The organism is Bradyrhizobium sp. UFLA05-125 (assembly GCF_059803515.1).
Genome location: NZ_JBANBJ010000040.1, coordinates 12,501 through 31,627 on the forward strand (window position 1 = coordinate 12,501; position 19,127 = coordinate 31,627).

Consider the following 19,127-nt stretch of genomic DNA (forward strand, 5'->3'; position numbering starts at 1 on the left):
CCACAGGGCAAAGCCCGCGCTAAGGCGGTTATCGACTTTATCGAGCGATTGACAGTGCCCAGCGGCACTGGCCAGGGCAAACCGTTCAAGCTCGACGCCTTCCAGAAGCTTTTCATCCGCGACATTTACGAGCCGCATATCGGTGCCAATCGCACTGTGCGGCGGGCAATCCTGTCCATCGCGCGCAAGAACGGCAAGACCGCGCTAATCGCTGCCATCGTGCTCGCCCACCTGGTCGGGCCCGAGGCAATCGTCCACGGCGAGATTTACTCGGCCGCGAATGATCGCGACCAGGCAGGCATCGTCTTCAAGTTTGCGCGGCAGATCGTGGACCTTGAGCCCGAGCTGGCAGCCGAGATCGAGGTCATTCCCTCGACGAAAACGATGATCGGCAGGCGCACCGGCTCGGTCTATCGCGCGATCAGCGCCGAGGCTGGCACGAAGCACGGTTATCTGCCGAGCCTGGTGATCTATGACGAGCTGGCCCAGGCCAAAAACCGCGAGCTGTACGACGTGCTGGATACCTCGTTCGGCGCGCGGCAAGAGCCGCTGTTCATCACCATCAGCACCCAGAGCAATGACCCCGAGCACGTCCTGTCGAAGCTGATCGACGACGGCTTGAGCGGCGTCGACCCCTCCATCGTCTGCCATCTCTACGCAGCGGACGAGGATTGCGACCTGGACGACGAGAGCCAATGGGAAAAAGCCAACCCGGCGCTCGGCAAATTCCGCGACCGCGAGGACCTGGCGACCGCGATCCGAAAGGCGCAGCGCCTGCCCGCCGAGGAGCCGAAGGTCCGCAACCTGTTTCTGAACCAGCGCGTCGCGCCGGTCGCCTCGCTGATCAGCCGCGCCGAATGGATGGCGTGCAATGGCGACGCAGCCCTGCAAGACGGCGAAGAGGTTTACCTGGCGCTCGACCTTTCCAGCGTGGTGGACCTGACCGCACTGCTGGTCGGATCGGTCAGCGATCCCTGCCGCATCGCGCCGTACTTCTGGAAGCCGCGCGAGCACCTGAACGAACATTCCAATCGCGACTTCGGCGCATCGAGCCGCCGCTACCAGGAATGGGCCGAGGCCGGTCACCTGCTGCTCAGTCCAGGCAGGACCATCGATCCCGAGGCGATTGCGCTGTTCATGGCAGAGCTGACACAGCGCTATCGCGTGAAGGGCCTGGCCTATGACCGCTGGCGCATCAACGACCTGCTGCGCGAGTTCGACCGCATCGGCCTGCAGGCGTACCAGGACGGCGAGAAAGGCGACGGCTTGCGCCTGGTGCCCTGGGGCCAGGGCTTCAAGGACATGGGGCCGGCCATCGACGCCGTCGAGCTGGCGATCATCGAGCGCAAGCTGCTGCACCCGAACAATCCGATCCTGAACTGGAACATGGCGAACGCCGTGGCCACGATGGACCCGGCTGGCAACCGCAAGCTCGACAAGGACAAGGCGCGGTTTCGCATCGACGGCGCGGTGGCGCTCGCCATGCTGCTCGGCCTGCGCTCGCGTGACCGCACCGCGACCAAGCCGGTCGATATCGAGGCGCTGATCGGATGAGCACGCCCAGCAGCGAGTGGAAGCACTTCTACGACACCGGTTTCTGGCAGCGCCGCCGCAAGCTGCAGCTTCAGGCGCATCCGCTGTGCAAGTTTTGCCTCGACCGTGGTTTCGTCGCTGTCGCGACCGTTGCGGACCACGTCGAGCCGCACAAGGGTGACTGGAACAAGTTCGCGCTCGGTCCGCTGCAGTCATTGTGTGCTGCATGCCATAATCGAACTAAGCGCATTATCGAACTCCGTGGCTACGACCTTGAAGTTGATGAAGATGGTTTTCCAACGGACCCAAATCATCCCTGCAATCGGGATGGGCCGTGACGACTTGCGAAGTTGATGGATGCGAGTTGAAGGCCAGGAGCCGCATTAGGGGACTCTGTGCTTGCAACAAGCATTATTTGCGGTTGTACAATCACGGGTCAGTTGACCTGTTGCCGCCGCGTCCAAAGCTGCCACTCCCGAAGTGCTCGATAGCTGGTTGTGAAAATCTCTCTCGCGGCAGCAAGTTGCGCCTTTGCGAAAAGCATTACACGAGGCGTCGCCGTGGCAGGCCGATGGACGATCCTGTCTATGGCAAGCGGGGGATTACTACACAGGGGTATGCGGCCCTAGCTCAAGCCTCGCATCCTGCAGCCGGATCAATTGGCCACACCTACCTGCATCGCAAGGTTCTCTATGACGCGATTGGTCCGGGGGGTCACCCCTGTCACTGGTGCTGGACCATGGTTGAATGGTTTACGAAAGGTGAACGTAAGCTGGTGGTGGACCATCTCGATAATGACAAGCTCAACAACGAGCGATCCAACCTCGTGGCTTCATGCCATAGGTGCAACGCCACGCGCGGCTTGTTTATGAGCTGGGTGCTGAAGCATCAGAATGATCCTTTCTTGCTGACCCTGCTCAAGGCCAACGCAAAGAGGAAATGACATGCCGCTACTGCGATGGCGTGCGGAGCACGGTGAGGCTCCAATTGTCACGCTGGCTTGCGCGCGGACCGTCGAACTCTCGCCAGCAAACGGCAGCGTCGGGTCGAACACCGTCTACATCAAAGGCGAAGGCACCATCGAGTCCTTCGGCAACGCCCCTCCCGGCGACACCGACCCGCAGGGAAGAAAGTGGGGCCTCGCCATCACCAAGACCGTCCTCTTCGACGCTGGGATCACCCTGAAGCAATCGGCCCGCATCGCCACGCTGAGCGAGCGGGATCGCGTGATGCTCACTCCGTCGGTCGGCATCTATCGCTGCAACGGCGGCAGCAACTGGGGCGAAATCCTTTTTGGCGCAACCGGCGCTGCGGAAGTCTCGCGGCGTCTTGATGACATCGACGAGCGGCTCGCCGAGATCGAGCGGCGGCTCTCACAGAAATAACCCCCGAGATGGGCGGCGATTGCCTGCTCTGGCGCGACCGCGCGCCGGACGCCGCCCGCGCGGGCTTCGTTCTCCGAAAAGGGAAAGACCCCGATGAAGCACGAGAACCAGAGCGCGTTCCGTCGCGAACAGCGCGAGCCGGTCGTGGGCGGCAATCTGTTCACGCGCTCGCTCGCCGCGAGGACCATCGCGAGCCTGCGGCGTGGTAAGGCTGCCGACGTTGCTGCCGAGCTGTGGCCGAGCGACCGTCTCTTGCATCAGCACATCACGCGCGCCGCATCCAACCCCGCGATGACGGGCGTGGCGGGCTGGGCTGCCGAGCTTGCGCAGAAGCGCGTCGCCGACGTGATCGAGGCGCTCGGCCCCGTTTCGGGCGCGGCCGACGTGCTCAAGCAGTGCCTGGTGCTCGACTGGGATGGTGCGGGGATCATCAGTGCGCCTGGTTTCGTCGCGAACGCGGCCAACAGCGGTTTTGTTGCCGAGGGCGCGCCGATCCCGGTCCGGCAACTGAACGTCGGGCCCGCACAATTGCTGCCTTATGCGCTGGCCACGATTGCCGCGCTGACGCGCGAGATGGTCGAAGGCAGCAATGCCGAGGCGCTGATCCGTGACGCGCTCGTGCGCTCGACTGGTCTTGCGTTTGATGCGGTGTTCTTCGGCAACGCCGCCGCAACGGCAGCGCAGCCCGCAGGTATCCGCAATGGGATCGCGGCCCTGGGGGCGAGCAACAACGCCGATCTTTACGAGGCGTTCGCCGACGACTTCGCGGCGCTGATCGACGCGGTCTCCGCAGTTGGCGGCAAAGGGCCGTATGTCCTCGTCGGCTGCCCAGGTCGCGTGGCGACTATGTTGCTGCACTACCAAAGCCAGCCGAACCCGAACTTCGCTTTCGTGGCGTCGAGCGCGATGGGCGGCGATGTGATGGCAATTGCGCCGCAGGCCATCGTGGCTGCGCTCAGCGCCGACCAGGATGTCGAGACGGCGAACGCCGCCACGCTCGTGATGGACACCGCACCCGGAGCGGCGGGCACGATGGGGCCGGAAGCCGAGATGTGGCAGACCGACAGCATCGCCGTGAAGGTGCGCTGGCCCGTCTCTTGGGCCCTGCGCAACGCAGGCGCGGTCGCCTGGCTCACGCCGTCGTGGAAGTGAGCTGAGCGCGCGGGCGAACCGCTTTCCAGAACACCAGCAAACGCAGGGTCAACCGAACATCGCATGCGATGGGACGGAGGGATTGTCTATGCGCAAGCAGGGCATCGAGCCGCAGGACGATGAGTCCTATGAGGATTGGATGGACAGGTGCAGCGACGAACTCGGCGACGAGGACGAATGTCAGCTGATCTGGGACGAAACCAATGACGAGGACCGCGCCGCCACCGGCATCAAGCACAAGACGCATGCGGGTCAGCTCACCGGCCTCGAGTTCGTCCTCTCCGACGAAACGCCGGACCGCATGGACGATGTCATTCTCAGCGACGGCTGGGACCTCAAGAACTTCAAGCGCAACCCGATTGCGCTGTTCAATCACAAGAGCGACTTCCCGATTGGGAAGTGGAGCAACCTGCGCGTCGAGAACAAGCAGCTCCGGGGCGAGCTTGAGATGGCCCCGTTCGGCACCTCCGAGCGCATCGACGAAATCAGGAAGCTGATCGACGCGGGCATCCTGCGCGCCGTCAGCGTCGGCTTCAAACCGCTCGAAACCAAGCAGCGCGAAGGCAGCGACTGGGGCCAGACCTTCGTTCGCATTGAACTGGTCGAGACCTCGCTGGTCGCAGTGCCAGCCAATCCAAACGCCTTGGCCGTGGCCAAGTCGCTGAACATCTCCCCGCAAACGATGGACCTCCTGTTCGCCAAGCACGGCAGCATGGACGCGAGGACCAGGCGTCGCGGGATCACCGGCGAGCAAGCCGATACATCTCGCATTCGAAAGGGCAGCGCCATGTCTGGCCTGGCTCAACGCATTACCGACTTGGAGGCGCAGATCGTCGCCAAGCGGGACCAACTCGAAGACCATCTCGACAAGATGGACGACACCAACGTCAGCGATGCCGATCTGGAAGCGACCGGCAAGTTCAACTTCGAAATCGCCCAGCTGGAAAAGACCCGCTCTGCGCTGGTCGACTCCGAGAAGCTGCTGGCGAAGTCCTCGACCGACGCCAACGGCGCAGGCCGTGGCCGTGCGCTCTCGACGACGGTGATCGCGGGCGCGGATCGCGAGCGCGTCGCCGCCCCGGCGATCATCGTCAATCGCAAGAAGGACCTCGACCTGCTTGACTACGTCGTCCGTGCAGCGACGGTGACCTACATCGCCAGGGCATCCGGCAAGTCGGTCGATGAGACGCGGCAGCGGATTTACGGCGAGGACGACGGCACCAAGGCGTTCTGCGAAATCGTCACGCGCGCAGCGTCTGCCCCTGCCATGACCACGGTCACCGGCTGGGCGCAGGAACTGGCGCAGACGACCTATGCCGATCTTATGCCGCTCCTGATGCCGAAGGCGATCCTGACCCGGCTTGCGCCGAAAGGCCTCACGCTGAGCTTCGGGACCTCCGGACGCATCGTCATCCCGACGCGGTCGCGGACGCCGAGCCTCGCGGGCTCGTTCGTCGGCGAAGGCATGCCCATCCCCGTTCGGCAGGGAGCGTTCACCTCGCAGACGCTCACGCCGAAGAAGATGGCGGTCATCAGCACCTGGACGCGGGAAATGGGCGACCATTCCGTCCCCGCGATTGAGGGGCTGATCCGGCAGGCGATCCAGGACGACACCACCGTGGCCATCGACAGCGTGCTGATCGATGCCAACCCGGCGACCACGATCCGGCCTCCGGGCCTGCTCAACGGCGTCGCGGCAACCGGCGCGACGGCTGGTGGCGGCATCGCGGCGTTGGTTGGCGACATCACTGCGCTGATCAACAGCATCTCGGTGCAGACCCTCGGCAACACGCGCAACCTGGTCTGGCTCGCCAACCAGACCGACATGCTGCGCGCCTCGATGCTAACGGCGGCGAACACGGGCGTCTTCCCGTTCCGGGCGGAAATCGCGAGCGGGATGCTCAACAACATCCCGATCATCGACTCCGCGACGGTCGCGCCCAAGACGCTCATCTTGGTCGACGCCGCTGACTTCGTCGTGGTCGGTGGCGAGGCCCCGCGCATGGAGATGAGCGATCAGGCCACGCTGCACATGGAGGACACCGCTCCGCTCGACCTGGTCGACGGTGCGGGCGTCGCGGCTGCGCCGCAGCGTTCGCTTTTCCAGACCGACTCGCTCGCGTTGCGGATGATCATGCCGCTCAACTGGGTTCAGCGTCGCGCTGGCACGGTTGCCTGGACGCAGAACGTCACCTGGTGACAAGCGACCCGTGCGCTGCTCCGGCAGCGCACGGCTGATTGCAGCGGTAGAGCAGCCCGGTAGCTCGCGTGGCTCATAACCACGAGGTCGTCGGTTCAAATCCGACCCCTGCAACAATCATTCAGCAGGAGGAATTCCGATGACGACCAAACTGGCGGACGATCCGCAGACCGAGGCTGCCAAGAAGGCGGTAGCCGACGACAAGAAGGCTGCCGAGAAGTCGCGCGCTGAATACGCCGCGCGGACCAAGGGCAAGCCGACGCCGACGCAGGAGGAGAACGACATCGCGCTGAGCGGTGGTCATATCCTCCAGCATGAGGACGACGGCAGCGCTCCTGATCCGCACAACAAGCCGGTCGAGGACAAGGCGCTCGATGCCGAGAAGCCGTACGCCAGATCGCAGACCTATTCGACCCGCGCGCAGCGCGCTGAATAGGCGATGGCAGGCCGATGGCGAGCTGGCTTACCCGTCTCAATCGGCTGATTTCGAGGTCGGCCGAGGGCGAGTACCGTCCCGGTCCGTATGATCTGCCGATCACGGGCGGCTGGCTTCCCGCTGCCGTGGGCGAATATCTGAACTGGTGGCAGAAGGGTTACGACCCTATCGGGCTGTCAGCGCAGTCGGCCATGGTGGAGGCCTGCGTCTCTGCCTATGCGCAGACGGTTGCCATGTGTCCTGGCGATCACTGGCGGCTCAACAACAAGGGCGGGCGGGACCGGGTCAAGAACTCGGCGCTCGCCCGGTTGCTGCGTCATCCGAACCACTATCAGTCGATCAGCGATTTCCTGCTGAACGCGACCCGGTCGCTGTACCTCGACGGCAATTGCTACGCGCTGGCGCTCAGGAACGACCGCTACGAGGTCGACGAGCTGCACCTGATGAAATCGGAGCAGTCGTTTCCTCGCATCGCCGTCGGCGGCGAAATCTTCTACCAGCTGCACGGCAACGACGTGATCTCGGCGCGGCTCGGCGAGTCCACGATCCTGGTGCCGATGCGCGACGTGCTGCACATTCGGCTTCACACGCTGAAGCAGCGTTACCCGGTGCCGCTGGTCGGCGAGAGCCCTATCGTTGCCGCTTATGGCGACATTGGCGTCGGCAACGCCATCGCGCGGCAGCAGCAGTCCTTTTACATGAACGAGGCGCGGCCCTCGGCCGTGCTGTCCACCGACTTGGTGCTCGACAAGGACCAGGTGCAGGCGCTGCGCGACCGCTGGAACGATCAGGCCAAGGGCTTGCACCAGGGCGGCACGCCGATCCTGACGGCGGGGCTGAAGGTGCAGCCCTGGTCGGTTGGCGGCAGGGACGCGGCGACGGCCGACATGCTCAAGCTGTCGAACGAGCACATCGCGCTCGCCTTCCGCATTCCGCTGCAAATCCTCGGCATCGGCGGCTCGACCTACGGCTCGACCGAGCTGCTGATGCAAAGCTGGATCGCTTCGGGCCTGGGCTTCTGCCTCAACCACATCGAGGAGGCCTTCGGGGTGCTGTTCGGCCTGAAGGGCCAGCCCGACGAATATGTCGAGTTCGATACGGCGGCGTTGCTGCGGTCGGCAATGAAGGACCGGATCGAAGCGCTGGCGCGCGGCGTCCAGGGCGGCATCTTCGCGCCCAACGAGGCCCGTCAGCAAGAGGGCCTCGATGCAGTCGCGTTCGGCGACGAGCCGCGCGTGCAGCAGCAAGTCGTCCCGTTGAGCGCAGCCGGCAAAATTCCGGCATCGCCTGCGCCACCTTCGGCACCACCCGCACCGCTCCCGCCCGAAAAAGGCAACCGCGATGACATTCAACGGGAAGTCAGAAACCTGTTTAGGCTCACCGAGCACCTCGGACGGCGGCGACTTACTCCTTGACGCTTGGCGGGAGGCCCTGGCCCAGGTGCTGGAGACCCAGCAGCGGCAATGGCAGCGCGAGCGCGCCCTGATCGAGGCCCAGGCCGCAGCGACCGTTTCAGATCTCAAGGCCCACGTCACCGAGCTGAAGGCCCAGCTCGCGACGCTACGCTCCGAGTTCGCCGAGCTGATCAATGCGCGCCTGGCCGAGCTGCGGAACGGCGCGGATGGCGCACCAGGCGAGCCAGGCTCTTCAGGGCCCGCTGGTGAGAAGGGCGATCCGGGCGAGCGCGGCGAGCCCGGAGAACGTGGCGAGCCCGGAGAGTGTGGCCTGCAAGGCGAGCCAGGCCGTCCAGGGCCCGCTGGTGAGAAAGGCGATCTAGGCGAGCGCGGCGAGCCCGGTGCTCGCGGTGATCCTGGCGAACGCGGACTGCACGGTGAGCCAGGCCCTCCTGGTCCTCCCGGTGAGAAAGGCGATCCAGGCGAGCGCGGTGAGCCCGGTGCTCGCGGTGATCCTGGCGAACGCGGACTGCACGGTGAGCCGGGCCCACCTGGTCCTCCCGGTGAGAGAGGCGATCCAGGCGGTCGCGGTGAGCCCGGTGCTCGCGGTGATCCTGGCGAACGCGGACTGCACGGTAAGCCAGGCCCTCCTGGTCCTCCCGGTGAGAAAGGCGAGCCAGGCAAGGGCGGCGAGCCCGGTGAGCGCGGGCCGCAAGGCGAGCGCGGACTTGACGGTGTCCCTGGCGAGCGCGGCGAGAAAGGCGATCCAGGCGAGCGCGGCGAGCCCGGTGAGCTTGGGCAGCAAGGCGAGCGCGGGCTTGACGGTGTCCCTGGCGAGCGCGGCGAGAAAGGCGATCCAGGCGAGCGCGGCGATCCTGGCGAGCGCGGGCCGCAAGGCGAGCCGGGAGAACAGGGCGAACGCGGTGAGCGAGGACAAGATGGCGCGCAAGGCGAAAACGGCGACCAGGGTGAGCAAGGCAACGAAGGGCCGAAGGGCGAACCTGGTCCGCGCGGCGAGCAAGGGGAGCGCGGTGAAAAGGGCGAGCCCGGTCAAGACGGCAAGGACGGGAAGGACGGCGCGCCGGGGCAGCTGAAGGCCACGAGGCCCTTCAACGAGGGCGCGGTCCATTACGAAGGCGATATCGTCACGCACCAGGGCTCGACTTACCAGGCCAGGTGCGACACGGCGCGCCCGCCGCCGCATAGCGACTGGGCCTGCATCGCGGCCGCGGGGCGCAATGCCAGCACGCCGATGATCTGCGGCACCTATCGCGAAGGCGAGACGTACGCTTTCCTGAACGTCGTCGCGCTCAACGGCTCCTCATTCGTCGCGCGCTGCGATGATCCGGGGCCCTGCCCAGGCGACGGCTGGCAGCTGATCGCGTCCGCGGGGCGCGCTGGCAAGCCGGGGCCGAAAGGCGAGCGCGGCGAACTAGGGCCGCGCGGTCTGCCCGGAACGAACGCAGCGACCATAGTGGGCTGGGAAGTCAATCGGTCGACCTACACCATCACGCCGGTCATGTCAGACGGCAGCCAGGCCCCGCCGATCAACATCCGCGCGCTGTTCGAGCAGTATCACGAGGAAAGCGATGGCTGACATCAGCATCAAGGTGCTTGAGCCAGCGGACAGCTACGACCTGGCGTCGCTCGACGAGGTCAAGGCGCTGATCGGCATCTCCTCGACCGACACCAGCGAAGATGAATTGTTGCAGATGTGGATCACGACCTATTCCGACATCATCGCAACGACCTGCCGCCGCGTCTTTGCCAAGGAAACCGTCGAGGAAACCTGGCGCGGCGACACCAAGCCGTTCGATACCGACAATGGGCGGGTTTTTCTCACGCACTATCCGGTCGCTGATGGCGACATCCAGTCCGTCACCGGCCCCGATGGCGCGGACCTTAGCGGCACCTACGAGCTGGAAAACGCCAGCGGCAAGCTGCAGTTTTTCAACACGTCCTGGAGCGAGCCGATCCGCATCACATACACGGGCGGTTACGAGCTGCCCGATGAAGCGCCACCTGCGCTCAAGCAGGCACTGGCATTGCTGGTTCAGAGCGCGCGGGTGTGGCAATCGCGCTCGATGACAGCGGGCGTGCGCTCGATCTCGCATCGGGAGTCGCGCGTGCAGTTCTTCGACGTGAACCAGGCGCTGCAGAAGATGGGCGGTCCTGGTCCGCTTGGCATGGCGGCAGGAATGGTTGAGCCGCTGCTGTCGGCGTACATGCGCTACTATGTTTGAGATCAAGGTCGACGGCGTCGAGGGCCTGCTGAAAAAGTGCGAGGCCTTCGGCACGCAGCTCGATGAACTCCACAAGGAGGTCCCCGAGGAACTGGTCGACTGGCAGCGCACCGACATGCGCCGCAAATATCCGAACATCGAAGTCAGCAGCAGCGGTGACGAGACGACGGCCGAGACGAGCATCTGGCCGCGCTCACGCATCGAGCCGCCCGGAAGCCGCAGGCGGACCGGGCCCGTGATCGCTGTGCCGAAGCAGCATCGTTTGCGCGGCGCGGGACGGCCGCCGTCGTCGACCCGGCCGATCTTGCGCACCGAGCTGTTCACCAAGCTGGTTGACCGGATGACCGCGCTGCTCAGCAAGGCGATGAAATGGCCATAAACCTCGACGTTCTGCTGCAGTCGCCGATCTTCGATTTTTGGGCGGTCGATTGCACGTTCGTCCCGCTGAAGTCGCAGCCGTCTGCTGGCAGCTATCCTGGGCGTGGCATCCTCAACACCTATTCCGCCGACGTGACTGCGCTCGACGGTTCGATCTATTCCGATCAGCGCACCATTCTCGACATCCGGGAGAGCGAGTTTGCCGTGCTGCCGATGCAGAACGATCACGTCATCATTCCGGTCGACTGCAACAACGTGCCCAAGGGCGAGTACCAGATCGTCGACGCCACCAGCGACGGCGGCGGCCAGACCATGCTGACGATCCGCAAGTACGAAACGATCATGTGATGGGCATCACCGACACGCAGAGCTATTCGCACGTTATCCGGAACGTGTTTTTCGATGCGGTGTCCGCCGATCCCTTCTTTGCGAGCTACACCTGCCGCAAGAACAAGATGCTGACGGCGCAGAAGGACCTGCTGCCGTATCTCGGCGTCTACGTCATCGACGAGACCATGCTTCCCGATGGCGACGGCAACGCGGGCGAGGTCCGCTTCATTCACGCGCTCCGCATCGGTTTCTCGGTCTTGGCGGCGAACAATGACCAGGACGCGCTTGAGGCGCAACTGGACGCTGCCTACTGGCGGATCATGAACCGGCTGTGGCCGGACGAGTACATCATGAACCTGCTGGACACGACGGACCCGAACACCGGGCAGCAGAACCCCGACAACACCAGGATCGAGAGCATCGAGCGCGGCGTGCGCCGCTATGTCTGGGGCAACGCCGCGTTCAACAACGAAACGGCGGTCGGCGAGATGCAATACGACATCACCTGCCGTCATCGCACCTATTGGTCGCCGATCATCCCCGACGATCTGCTGACCATCGATCTCAAGACCGGCATCAAGCCTGGCGACACGCAGGACGAGATGGACCAGCGCCAGCAGCTGCACGCCACCTATCAGTTCGACCCGTCAAGCTTCAGGGCGAAGCGGGAGTTCAAGCAAAGGAGCAAGGGCCATGGCCGTTAGCAAGGCATCGCTGCGCGGGCTGCGCATGAACGAGCGACTGGAGAAGATGCGGGAAGCCAGCAAGGCGGCGCAGAAAACCGTCCGCGTCGCGCCCGCGAACGACGCCATGCGTCGGCTGTTGAAGCACCCGCACGCTGGCGGCTTTCCCAAGGAAGGCGGCGCGGAGTGGCCGGATGATCGTTTCACGAAGCGCCGGATCGCCGATGGCGACATCACGCGCGAGGAAGAGAAACCAGCTAGGCACGCGGACAAGCCGCCCAAGCACGCCGCCTGAGAGAGACCACCTTAGACAGCAGCAATGGCTGATGTCGAGTGCGTTGTTTATTGGCTGTTTGATGAACGATGCATTTGCCTGTGGCGACATGGCTATATCGGGATCACCAGCAATTGGAAGAAGCGACTACAGCGACATCGACGTAACGGAACGTTCCCGGTCGGATTTGGCTGGAAGGTCCTATTCCGCGGGCCGAAAAGCGTGTGTCGCAAATTGGAATGGCAATTGCGGCCGACGCGCGGCATCGGATGGAACCGTGCTGCTGGTGGCGGGCTTGCGCGCCTTGGCTATCGGGCGACCGAAACTGCAAAGCAGAACATGCGAGAGGCGGCGAAAGGAAGGCCGCCCGTTTCAGATGAAACGCGCGATAAGTTGCGACAGCGCATGATCGGCACGACCAATAAGGGGCGTATCGGTCAGCAAAAATCAGACGAAGAAAGGGCCAAGATCGCTGCGGCTACCAAGGGCAAGCCTAAGAGCGATGAACATCGGCGCAAGATGTCAGCGCGGATGATTGGAAACGAAATTCATCTCGGCCATTCGCACAGCAACGACACGAAACAGCGCATCGGAGCAAAGAAGACCGGCATTCCGATCCATTCGGAAGAAGAAAGGCGGAAACGTGCCGAACGTTGGAGGGGCAACAGTCTCACCAAAGGTCAACCGTGGTCTGCTGCGCGAAGGCTCGCGTGGCTTCGAAGCAAGGAGGCATAGCCGTGCCCATCTCGTTCGCTCAAATTCCTCAAAACATCAAAGTGCCGCTCTACTGGGTCGAGGTCGATCCCAGCATGGCCGGGCTGCCGACGATCAATCTGCGCGCGCTGCTGGTCGGCGTCGCCATTGGCGGGACCGCACCTCACGATATCGCAGTGCCCATCGGCAGCCAGGCCCAGGCCGACGCGCAGTTCGGTGAAGGCTCCGAGCTGTCGCGCATGTTCAAGGCCTTCTTCGCCAACAACTTCGCCAACGAGGTCTGGGGCCTGCCGATGACCGAGCCGACCGGCGCATCGGCGGCCACGGGCGCTATCGTCATCACGACCGCGCCGACTGAAGCTGGCACCATCCATCTCTACGTCGCGGGCGACTATGTCCCGGTCAACGTGCTGACGACCGACACGCCCACGACGATTGCGCAAGCGATTGCTGATGCGATCAACGCCGACACTGCGCTGCCGGTCACGGCGGCGGCGGCGACGGGCACCGTGACGCTGACCTCGGTCTTCAAGAGTGTCAACGCCAACGAGATCAACGTCTCGCTGAACTATTACGGCTCAACGGGTGGCCAGCAGACGCCGGTCGGCCTCGGCATCACCTTGCCCGCGACTGGCTTCCTGACGGGTGGTACCGGCACGCCGCTGTTCACAACGGCGATCACCAACCTGGGCGACGAACCGTTCGAATATGTCGCGATGCCGTACACCGACAGCAATTCGCTGTTCGAGTGGGACCAGGAATACGGCTTCACCGACCAGGGCCGCTGGGGCTGGCAGCGCGAGCTGTTCGGCCATGTCATCTCGGCGAAGCGCGGCACCTATAGCGCGCTGCTCACGTTCGGCGACACCATGAACAGCGGCGTGGAGTCCATCATGGGGTTCGAGGTCGCCAGCCCATCCCCGTCCTTCGAATGGGCGGCGGCCTATACGGCCAAGACGCAGCGCGCCTTCATCAATGATCCGGCTCGGCCCCTTCAGGCGCTGTCGCTCAACCAGATCAAGCCCGCGCCGATCCATCAGCGGTTTGACTTCATCGAGTTGAACTCGCTGGCGTCCAACGGCATCGCAATCCAGAAGATCGGGTCGGATGGGCAGCCGATGATCGCCCGAGAGCAGACGACCTACCAGCTCAACCTCTATGGCCAGCCGGACGACGCCTACGAGCTGATGACCACGCTGGCGACGCTGGCGAAGCTGCTGCGCAACCAGAAGGCCGCGATCACCTCGAAATTCCCGAGGCACAAGCTGGCCAACGACGGCACCAAGTTCGGGCCCGGCCAGGCTATCGTCACCCCCGGCATCATCAAGGCCGAGCTGATCAACCAGTATCAGCAGGATATGTACGACGGCCTGGTCGAGGATCTGGTCAACTTCAAGCGCAACCTCCAGGTCGAGCGCGACCCGAACCACCCGAACCGGGTCAACGTGCTGTACCCGCCCGACCTCATCAACCAGCTCCGCATCTTCGCGGTGCTCGCGCAGTTCAGGCTGCAGTACGACCGGGGCATCGACACCCAGATCATCGGCCAGCCGCAGCCGCCGTTCAACGCGGCGTCAGGCGCTTCCTAACCCACCCTCACATCACCGGTCAGACCAATCGCGCCAACCGACGCGGCCTTTGGTGCTGGCTGATCGAAAGGAGACTGATCAATGGCACAGAGGATTGCAGGCATTGCGTTCCTCACTGTCGATGGGACGCAGTTGGCGCTGCGCGGCAACTTCACCGTCTCACCGTCGCCGGTCGAGCGCACCATGATCGCTGGCCAGGACGGCGTGCACGGCTATCAGGAGCTGCCGCGCGTGCCGTACATCGAGGGCGATCTGTCGACCATGCCGGGCTTCTATCTGGAGGACCTGCTCGCCGAAACGGACGTGACCGTCGTCGCGCAGCTCGCCAACAACATGCAGTACATCCTGACCGGAGGGACCTGCAAAGGCGGCTTCGAAAACAACACGCGCGACGGTCAGGTGCGCGTGCGCTGGGAGGGCGTCACCTGCCAGGAGGTTAGCCTCGCATGAACCCGCAGCCGAAACGAGAAGGCTTCATTGACGAGCGGCCCGCCATGAAGGTCATCGACGCCGAGCCGCTGCCGCAGGCGGAAGCCAAGCCGTCGCGCTCGATGCCTGCGCCCGAGGTCGAGCCGTCGCCAGCCGACCTGCCGCCGCTGTGGCAGGATGAATGGCCGCTCACGGTGAAGCTGCTGAACAAGCCCATCCACAATAACAAGGGCGAGAAGATCACGGAGATTTCGCTGCGCGAGCCCCGCGCGGGCGACATCAACCGCTACGGCAACCCGGTCCGGATCAACCAGGACGGCGACGTGGTCTGGGACGAGCGCAAGATGACCTACATGATCGCGGCGCTTTCGGACATTCTCGCGCCCTTCATCGAGGACATGCATCCGCGCGATTGGAACACCTGCGCGATGAAGCTGCGAAATTTTTTTCTGCCCGATCCACGGGCCTGGTAGGCGACGAGGACGAGATCATCCTCGACTGCTACCGCCTAGCTCGCTGGTACCACGTCAGCCCAGAAGTTTTCCTGTCGATGCCGTTTAGCGACGTTCGCATCCATCTGGAGCGCACCGCGACGCTGGACCGCAGGCAGCAGCCCCCGAAAGACGATGACTGATGCCCACTGAGCAGGAGGAGCTGAAGCTTATCGTCTCGCTGGTCGACAATGCGTCGGCTGGCCTCGACAAGATCGTCGAAAAAACAAAGGAGATGGGAGGGCCGCAGGTCAAGGAAGCCCACGAGAAGATGCGGCGTGGGACCGAGGAGCTGAACAAGGCCTTCAAGGAGATCACGGGCGGCTTCGGGGACGCCTTCAAGGCGCTCGGCTCATTCCGGGGCGGCCTGGTTGCTGGCGCTGGCGGCCTGGCGCTGTTCGGCGTCGAGATGACGCGGCAAATCGGCGAACTGAAAAAGTGGGCCGAGGAGCTGCGCGGCGTCAGCCAGGCGGCGCGGCAGATCGGCGTCGATCCTGCGTCGATGAAAAACATCATCAGCCAGTTCGAAGCCATCGGCGTCAGCGCGGAGCAGACCAAAGCCAATCTCGGCACCATGGCCGAGGCGGTTGCCAATCTCAACCGCACCGGTAGCTCGTTGCGTCGCGAGCTGCAGCACATGGCAGGGCCGAGTCCGCAGTCGCAGCAGGCCATGCGCGAGCTGCTCGACAACATCGTCAACGCCAGGACCGAAGAGGAGCGATACAACGCTGTCGTCTCGGCTCGTGCCAACATTCTGCGGCACGCCCTTGAGGAAGGCAAAACGCTTCAGGAAGCGACCCAGCGCGCGAACGAATTCGCCTCGCACTTCTGGGACAGGACCATGGCGAACATGGACAAGCTCAACGGCTTGTCGGCAGAAGACCGGCGCATCCAGGACGAGCGCATCAAGCAGGCGGAAAAGCTCGCCAACCTTACGGGACAGATCAGCGGCGAATGGGCCGACATCGTCGAGGATCTGAAGGCCCCGTTCCTCGACCCCGCGATCAAGGCCGCAGAGAAATTCCTGGCGATCAGCAAGGAAATCCACGAGTGGCTGAAGAAGAATTACGACCTGGCGAAGCCCGACGAGGCCAAAAAGTCGATCCAGGACACGTTCGGCAAATTCCGGGGACCGCTCCAGCTCGGCACGCCGCAGGCCGAGGCGCAGAAGAAGACGACCGAGGAAAACACCGAGGCGCAGAAGCAGCTGAAGCAGTCGAACGACGCGCTGATCGATGCGCTCAAGAGCGGCTTCATGCCGATGAGCTACACGGGCGGCGGCGTCGGGCGCAATCCGATGCTGCAGAACGCCAGCTTCACGACGGGCGGCGACGGCGGCTTCAGTTATGGCGGCGGCGGCGGTTACGGTCCCTTCGGCGGTGGGCGCGGCTTCGATGCTGGCGGCGGCCGCAGCTACGGAGGCAGTAACTCGGGCGGCGGCTATCGCGGCGGCGGCGGCCCGCCTTATGGCAGCGACACGGGCGGCGAGACGGGCGCCCCGCAGAGCGGCCCCGCAGGCGATCCCAGCGTGCCGTCCGACATCCTGGCCAAGGCGCGCTCTGTTGCTCTGCACGGCGGTCCCGGTGCCGTCGAGAAGTTCATGGCCAGCCAGGGCTTTCCCAAGGCAGGCAGCTGGTGCGGCGAGTTCGCGGCTTCCGTCGTCAAGTCAGTCGGCGGCACGCCACCGAAGGGCGCGGCGGTCGCATCGAACTGGCGCAATTGGGGCACGCCGGTCGCACCAGGGGACGTGAAGCCCGGCGACATTGCCGTTGCTGATCGCGGCGTGCGAACGGGCGCGACTGGCAGTCACGTCACCATCGTTGAGGACGTCAACAAGAAAGCTGGAACGTTCACCGGCCTCGGCGGCAACCAGGGACGCGGTTTCGAGTCCCAGTTTGCGCTGAAGGGTTACAGCTTCCGCCGCTCGACGGGCGAAATGCCGAACGGGCAGACGGCAGGGCCTGGCACGGGCGCTGGCGCTGGCGGCACGCCAGCAACGGCGGACGGCGCGCACGGTGCTGGCGGCGTTGCCGATCAGCGCGCCTCGATGATGGCCGAGGTCAACCAGGACCCCGCCACCAAGCAGCTGCTGTACCGGATGATGCGCTCCGAGGGCGGCGGCGCTCCAACAGTCGAGGCGCTGTTCAATCGCACGCAGATGATCCGGCAGAAGGTGCCGGGGTACAAGATCGGCGACGAGCTGCGGAGCGGCTTCTACGGCCCGATCAACAGGGGGCAAACTGGCGGCGGTCTCAGCGACGCCGAACAGGCGAAGTACGACAAGACGCTGGCCGAAGTTGTCGGCGGCAGCGACTACATCAAAGGCCGCACCAACCAGGGCATGGCGTCCGATCCCGGCGCGGGCCTTCCGGGTCGCGTGCCGGTGCCGGGCTCGCATGAGGTTTACAATTATTGGGAAGGCCGACGCAAAGGCGTCAACTTCTCGACCGCCGACAGCGCGCGGTTTGCGCGCGAGCAGCTCGACAGGCGGATGGCCGCGACCAACAAGGTCGAGGGCTCGGGCAAGATCAGCGTCGATGTGAATGCGCCGAAGGGCACCACGGTCGGCGCTGAGGGCAAGGGCATCTTCAAGGACGTGGAAATCAACCGGCAAACCCAGATGGAGCCTGCACGCAAAGGCCCTGAGACGCTTTCGATATGACAACCATCTTCGACATCACACCGGGCAAGCCGAGTTGGCGCGACGATTGGGTTCGCGCGACCTACAACAATGCGCCGTTCCACTGTGAAGCCAACACGCGCGAGAGCGGACGGCGCATCGTCGAGCATCAGTTTCCGAAGAAAGAGTATCCCTACGCGGAGGACATGGGCCGCATGGCGCGGGAGTTCACCATCCGCGCCTACTGCATCGTCTATCCGCGCGATGATGACGACCTGTATCGCACCGACTATCGCAAGGTGCGCGACCGACTGATCGACGCGCTAGAGACCGAAGGGCCCGGCGTGCTGCAGCTGTCCACGCAACCCCCGCAAACGGTCGTCGTGAACCGCTATCGCATGACCGAGGAGGAGCGCTTCGGCGGCTTCTGCACGTTCGACATCACCTTTCTGGAGTACGGCATCGACCCGCTGTTCGATCCCGGACAAGAGGACACCCAAGCGACGGTCGCGAATGCCGCGCAAAATGTGCGCGACCAAGTGCAGCGCACGCTCGCGCCGCCGTCGCCATCCATCGGCACGGGATTGATCGAAGCATGAAACGCGCGGACGCGACCGAGGCGGCCCCGCTCGTGGATCGCATGCTGGCGACCCTGCTATCGTTTCTCCCGGCCAAGGGTCGCGCTGGCGTTGACGCGCGGACAGCCATCGGCGACGCCAGGGCGAACGCCTTCGGGCTGCTGATCGAGGATGCGATGGGGCCGCCGCTCGACGCCTGCTTCGACCAGGCACGGCAGGCAGGCATCACATGGCAGCAGCTGGAGAGCGTGCGTGCACAGCTCGGCCAGGAGACGCCGGTTACGCTGGGCGCGGCACTGATCCAGAATGCTGGCATCCGTCTGTGCCTGGCGACCGAGGCCTACATCATCGCTGCCATGACCTTCGTCAGCCGCCAAGAGGTCGATGCGATCAAGACCGCACTGTTCCAGCCGTTCCAGGACGCCGAGGAGATCGCCGCCGACGAGATGGATCAGATGACGTTCCAGGCGCTGATCACGCTGCACGGGGCGATCACTAACCATCTGGTGCAGACCGCGTTGCCGCTGCCGCGCATGCTGCAATATCAGTTCTTCTCGACGCTGCCGAGCCTGGTCATGGCTTACAAGCTGTACGACGACGCCTCGCGCGCCGATGAGCTGCGAGGCGAGAACAAGATCGTTCACCCCGCCTTCTGCCCGATGGTCGGCGAGGCGCTGTCATCGTGAGCGGCCTGACCC

At 64.3% G+C, this 19,127-nt stretch carries 22 protein-coding genes and 1 tRNA gene; 22 read left to right on the forward strand and 1 reads right to left on the reverse strand.

Translation table 11 applies throughout. The features are described from left to right. The first annotated feature begins 54 nt into the window (after window positions 1-54). From SO156_RS28320 to SO156_RS28360, 9 genes are all read left to right on the forward strand, one after another. Entirely contained in the window at window positions 55-1,554 is a 1,500-nt protein-coding gene (locus SO156_RS28320; protein ID WP_458144286.1) for a terminase large subunit, read from the forward strand. Further along, a complete protein-coding gene (locus SO156_RS28325) occupies window positions 1,551-1,871 on the forward strand; it encodes an HNH endonuclease (protein ID WP_498537051.1) in 321 nt (106 codons plus the stop codon). Before SO156_RS28320 ends, SO156_RS28325 begins: the two co-directional genes overlap by 4 nt. Window positions 1,872-2,104: 233 nt before the next feature. Next, window positions 2,105-2,476 carry a hypothetical protein gene (locus SO156_RS28330; RefSeq protein WP_458144284.1) on the forward strand — a complete coding sequence of 124 codons (372 nt, stop codon included), beginning with the start codon at window positions 2,105-2,107 and terminating at the stop codon, window positions 2,474-2,476. Window position 2,477: 1 nt separating this feature from the next. Then, window positions 2,478-2,918: a hypothetical protein gene (locus SO156_RS28335; RefSeq protein WP_458144283.1), complete on the forward strand. Its 441-nt coding sequence runs from the start codon at window positions 2,478-2,480 to the stop codon at window positions 2,916-2,918. A 93-nt stretch (window positions 2,919-3,011) separates the two neighbouring features. Continuing rightward, the gene (locus SO156_RS28340) at window positions 3,012-4,070 is read left to right on the forward strand and encodes a phage major capsid protein (protein WP_498537052.1); all 1,059 of its coding nucleotides are present in this window, start codon (window positions 3,012-3,014) and stop codon (window positions 4,068-4,070) included. A gap of 88 nt (window positions 4,071-4,158) precedes the next feature. Further along, window positions 4,159-6,270, forward strand: a complete 2,112-nt coding sequence (locus SO156_RS28345; protein WP_458144281.1) for a phage major capsid protein — start codon at window positions 4,159-4,161, stop codon at window positions 6,268-6,270. 39 nt (window positions 6,271-6,309) lie between these two features. Continuing rightward, window positions 6,310-6,384, forward strand: a tRNA-Met gene (locus SO156_RS28350). Window positions 6,385-6,409: 25 nt separating this feature from the next. Beyond that, window positions 6,410-6,706: a hypothetical protein gene (locus SO156_RS28355; protein ID WP_458144280.1), complete on the forward strand. Its 297-nt coding sequence runs from the start codon at window positions 6,410-6,412 to the stop codon at window positions 6,704-6,706. A 14-nt stretch (window positions 6,707-6,720) separates the two neighbouring features. Then, window positions 6,721-8,121 (forward strand): phage portal protein, encoded by a 1,401-nt coding sequence (locus SO156_RS28360; RefSeq protein WP_458144279.1) that lies wholly within the window; start codon window positions 6,721-6,723, stop codon window positions 8,119-8,121. 358 nt (window positions 8,122-8,479) lie between these two features. Here SO156_RS28360 and SO156_RS28365 read toward each other — a convergent pair whose 3' ends face one another. Then, the gene (locus SO156_RS28365) at window positions 8,480-9,253 is read right to left on the reverse strand and encodes a hypothetical protein (RefSeq protein WP_498537053.1); all 774 of its coding nucleotides are present in this window, start codon (window positions 9,251-9,253) and stop codon (window positions 8,480-8,482) included. 99 nt (window positions 9,254-9,352) lie between these two features. On the opposite strand from SO156_RS28365, the gene SO156_RS28370 reads away from it, so the two are divergent. The 13 genes from SO156_RS28370 to SO156_RS28430 all read left to right on the forward strand — a co-directional run bounded on the left by SO156_RS28370 (window position 9,353) and on the right by SO156_RS28430 (window position 19,115). Next, the gene (locus tag SO156_RS28370) at window positions 9,353-9,697 is read left to right on the forward strand and encodes a hypothetical protein (RefSeq protein ID WP_458144277.1); all 345 of its coding nucleotides are present in this window, start codon (window positions 9,353-9,355) and stop codon (window positions 9,695-9,697) included. Next, window positions 9,690-10,343 (forward strand): head-tail connector protein, encoded by a 654-nt coding sequence (locus tag SO156_RS28375; RefSeq protein ID WP_458144276.1) that lies wholly within the window; start codon window positions 9,690-9,692, stop codon window positions 10,341-10,343. Before SO156_RS28370 ends, SO156_RS28375 begins: the two co-directional genes overlap by 8 nt. Continuing rightward, the gene (locus tag SO156_RS28380; protein WP_458144275.1) at window positions 10,336-10,722 is read left to right on the forward strand and encodes a hypothetical protein; all 387 of its coding nucleotides are present in this window, start codon (window positions 10,336-10,338) and stop codon (window positions 10,720-10,722) included. Before SO156_RS28375 ends, SO156_RS28380 begins: the two co-directional genes overlap by 8 nt. After that, complete coding sequence (locus tag SO156_RS28385; RefSeq protein WP_498537054.1) at window positions 10,713-11,069, forward strand: head-tail joining protein; 357 nt, start codon at window positions 10,713-10,715, stop codon at window positions 11,067-11,069. Before SO156_RS28380 ends, SO156_RS28385 begins: the two co-directional genes overlap by 10 nt. Next, window positions 11,069-11,755, forward strand: coding sequence for a hypothetical protein (locus tag SO156_RS28390; protein WP_498537055.1), 687 nt, complete (start codon window positions 11,069-11,071; stop codon window positions 11,753-11,755). The genes SO156_RS28385 and SO156_RS28390 overlap by 1 nt, the downstream gene beginning before the upstream one ends. Further along, window positions 11,745-12,029: a hypothetical protein gene (locus SO156_RS28395; protein WP_498537056.1), complete on the forward strand. Its 285-nt coding sequence runs from the start codon at window positions 11,745-11,747 to the stop codon at window positions 12,027-12,029. Before SO156_RS28390 ends, SO156_RS28395 begins: the two co-directional genes overlap by 11 nt. A 24-nt stretch (window positions 12,030-12,053) precedes the next feature. Next, window positions 12,054-12,743, forward strand: a complete 690-nt coding sequence (locus tag SO156_RS28400; protein WP_498537057.1) for an NUMOD3 domain-containing DNA-binding protein — start codon at window positions 12,054-12,056, stop codon at window positions 12,741-12,743. 2 nt (window positions 12,744-12,745) lie between these two features. Next, entirely contained in the window at window positions 12,746-14,311 is a 1,566-nt protein-coding gene (locus tag SO156_RS28405; protein WP_458144270.1) for a phage tail sheath C-terminal domain-containing protein, read from the forward strand. An 81-nt stretch (window positions 14,312-14,392) separates the two neighbouring features. Beyond that, on the forward strand, window positions 14,393-14,761 hold the full coding sequence (locus tag SO156_RS28410) for a phage tail tube protein (protein WP_254102554.1): 369 nt from the start codon (window positions 14,393-14,395) through the stop codon (window positions 14,759-14,761). Continuing rightward, entirely contained in the window at window positions 14,758-15,213 is a 456-nt protein-coding gene (locus tag SO156_RS28415) for a phage tail assembly protein (RefSeq protein WP_458144269.1), read from the forward strand. The genes SO156_RS28410 and SO156_RS28415 overlap by 4 nt, the downstream gene beginning before the upstream one ends. 160 nt (window positions 15,214-15,373) lie before the next feature. Further along, window positions 15,374-17,893: a CHAP domain-containing protein gene (locus SO156_RS28420; protein WP_498537058.1), complete on the forward strand. Its 2,520-nt coding sequence runs from the start codon at window positions 15,374-15,376 to the stop codon at window positions 17,891-17,893. Beyond that, entirely contained in the window at window positions 17,890-18,450 is a 561-nt protein-coding gene (locus tag SO156_RS28425) for a DNA circularization N-terminal domain-containing protein (RefSeq protein ID WP_458144267.1), read from the forward strand. The genes SO156_RS28420 and SO156_RS28425 overlap by 4 nt, the downstream gene beginning before the upstream one ends. After that, a complete protein-coding gene (locus tag SO156_RS28430) occupies window positions 18,447-19,115 on the forward strand; it encodes a hypothetical protein (RefSeq protein WP_458144266.1) in 669 nt (222 codons plus the stop codon). Before SO156_RS28425 ends, SO156_RS28430 begins: the two co-directional genes overlap by 4 nt. Window positions 19,116-19,127: the final 12 nt, after the last annotated feature.

What these genes read in the sequence shown, in the direction of transcription:
- SO156_RS28325 (WP_498537051.1), top strand. Translation starts at nt 1,551, where the DNA reads ATGAGCACGCCCAGCAGCGAGTGGAAGCACTTCTACGACACCGGTTTC.
- SO156_RS28330 (WP_458144284.1), top strand. Translation starts at nt 2,105, where the DNA reads ATGGACGATCCTGTCTATGGCAAGCGGGGGATTACTACACAGGGGTAT.
- SO156_RS28335 (WP_458144283.1), top strand. Translation starts at nt 2,478, where the DNA reads ATGCCGCTACTGCGATGGCGTGCGGAGCACGGTGAGGCTCCAATTGTC.
- SO156_RS28340 (WP_498537052.1), top strand. Translation starts at nt 3,012, where the DNA reads ATGAAGCACGAGAACCAGAGCGCGTTCCGTCGCGAACAGCGCGAGCCG.
- SO156_RS28345 (WP_458144281.1), top strand. Translation starts at nt 4,159, where the DNA reads ATGCGCAAGCAGGGCATCGAGCCGCAGGACGATGAGTCCTATGAGGAT.
- SO156_RS28355 (WP_458144280.1), top strand. Translation starts at nt 6,410, where the DNA reads ATGACGACCAAACTGGCGGACGATCCGCAGACCGAGGCTGCCAAGAAG.
- SO156_RS28360 (WP_458144279.1), top strand. Translation starts at nt 6,721, where the DNA reads ATGGCGAGCTGGCTTACCCGTCTCAATCGGCTGATTTCGAGGTCGGCC.
- SO156_RS28370 (WP_458144277.1), top strand. Translation starts at nt 9,353, where the DNA reads ATGATCTGCGGCACCTATCGCGAAGGCGAGACGTACGCTTTCCTGAAC.
- SO156_RS28375 (WP_458144276.1), top strand. Translation starts at nt 9,690, where the DNA reads ATGGCTGACATCAGCATCAAGGTGCTTGAGCCAGCGGACAGCTACGAC.
- SO156_RS28380 (WP_458144275.1), top strand. Translation starts at nt 10,336, where the DNA reads ATGTTTGAGATCAAGGTCGACGGCGTCGAGGGCCTGCTGAAAAAGTGC.
- SO156_RS28385 (WP_498537054.1), top strand. Translation starts at nt 10,713, where the DNA reads ATGGCCATAAACCTCGACGTTCTGCTGCAGTCGCCGATCTTCGATTTT.
- SO156_RS28390 (WP_498537055.1), top strand. Translation starts at nt 11,069, where the DNA reads ATGGGCATCACCGACACGCAGAGCTATTCGCACGTTATCCGGAACGTG.
- SO156_RS28395 (WP_498537056.1), top strand. Translation starts at nt 11,745, where the DNA reads ATGGCCGTTAGCAAGGCATCGCTGCGCGGGCTGCGCATGAACGAGCGA.
- SO156_RS28400 (WP_498537057.1), top strand. Translation starts at nt 12,054, where the DNA reads ATGGCTGATGTCGAGTGCGTTGTTTATTGGCTGTTTGATGAACGATGC.
- SO156_RS28410 (WP_254102554.1), top strand. Translation starts at nt 14,393, where the DNA reads ATGGCACAGAGGATTGCAGGCATTGCGTTCCTCACTGTCGATGGGACG.
- SO156_RS28415 (WP_458144269.1), top strand. Translation starts at nt 14,758, where the DNA reads ATGAACCCGCAGCCGAAACGAGAAGGCTTCATTGACGAGCGGCCCGCC.
- SO156_RS28420 (WP_498537058.1), top strand. Translation starts at nt 15,374, where the DNA reads ATGCCCACTGAGCAGGAGGAGCTGAAGCTTATCGTCTCGCTGGTCGAC.
- SO156_RS28425 (WP_458144267.1), top strand. Translation starts at nt 17,890, where the DNA reads ATGACAACCATCTTCGACATCACACCGGGCAAGCCGAGTTGGCGCGAC.
- SO156_RS28430 (WP_458144266.1), top strand. Translation starts at nt 18,447, where the DNA reads ATGAAACGCGCGGACGCGACCGAGGCGGCCCCGCTCGTGGATCGCATG.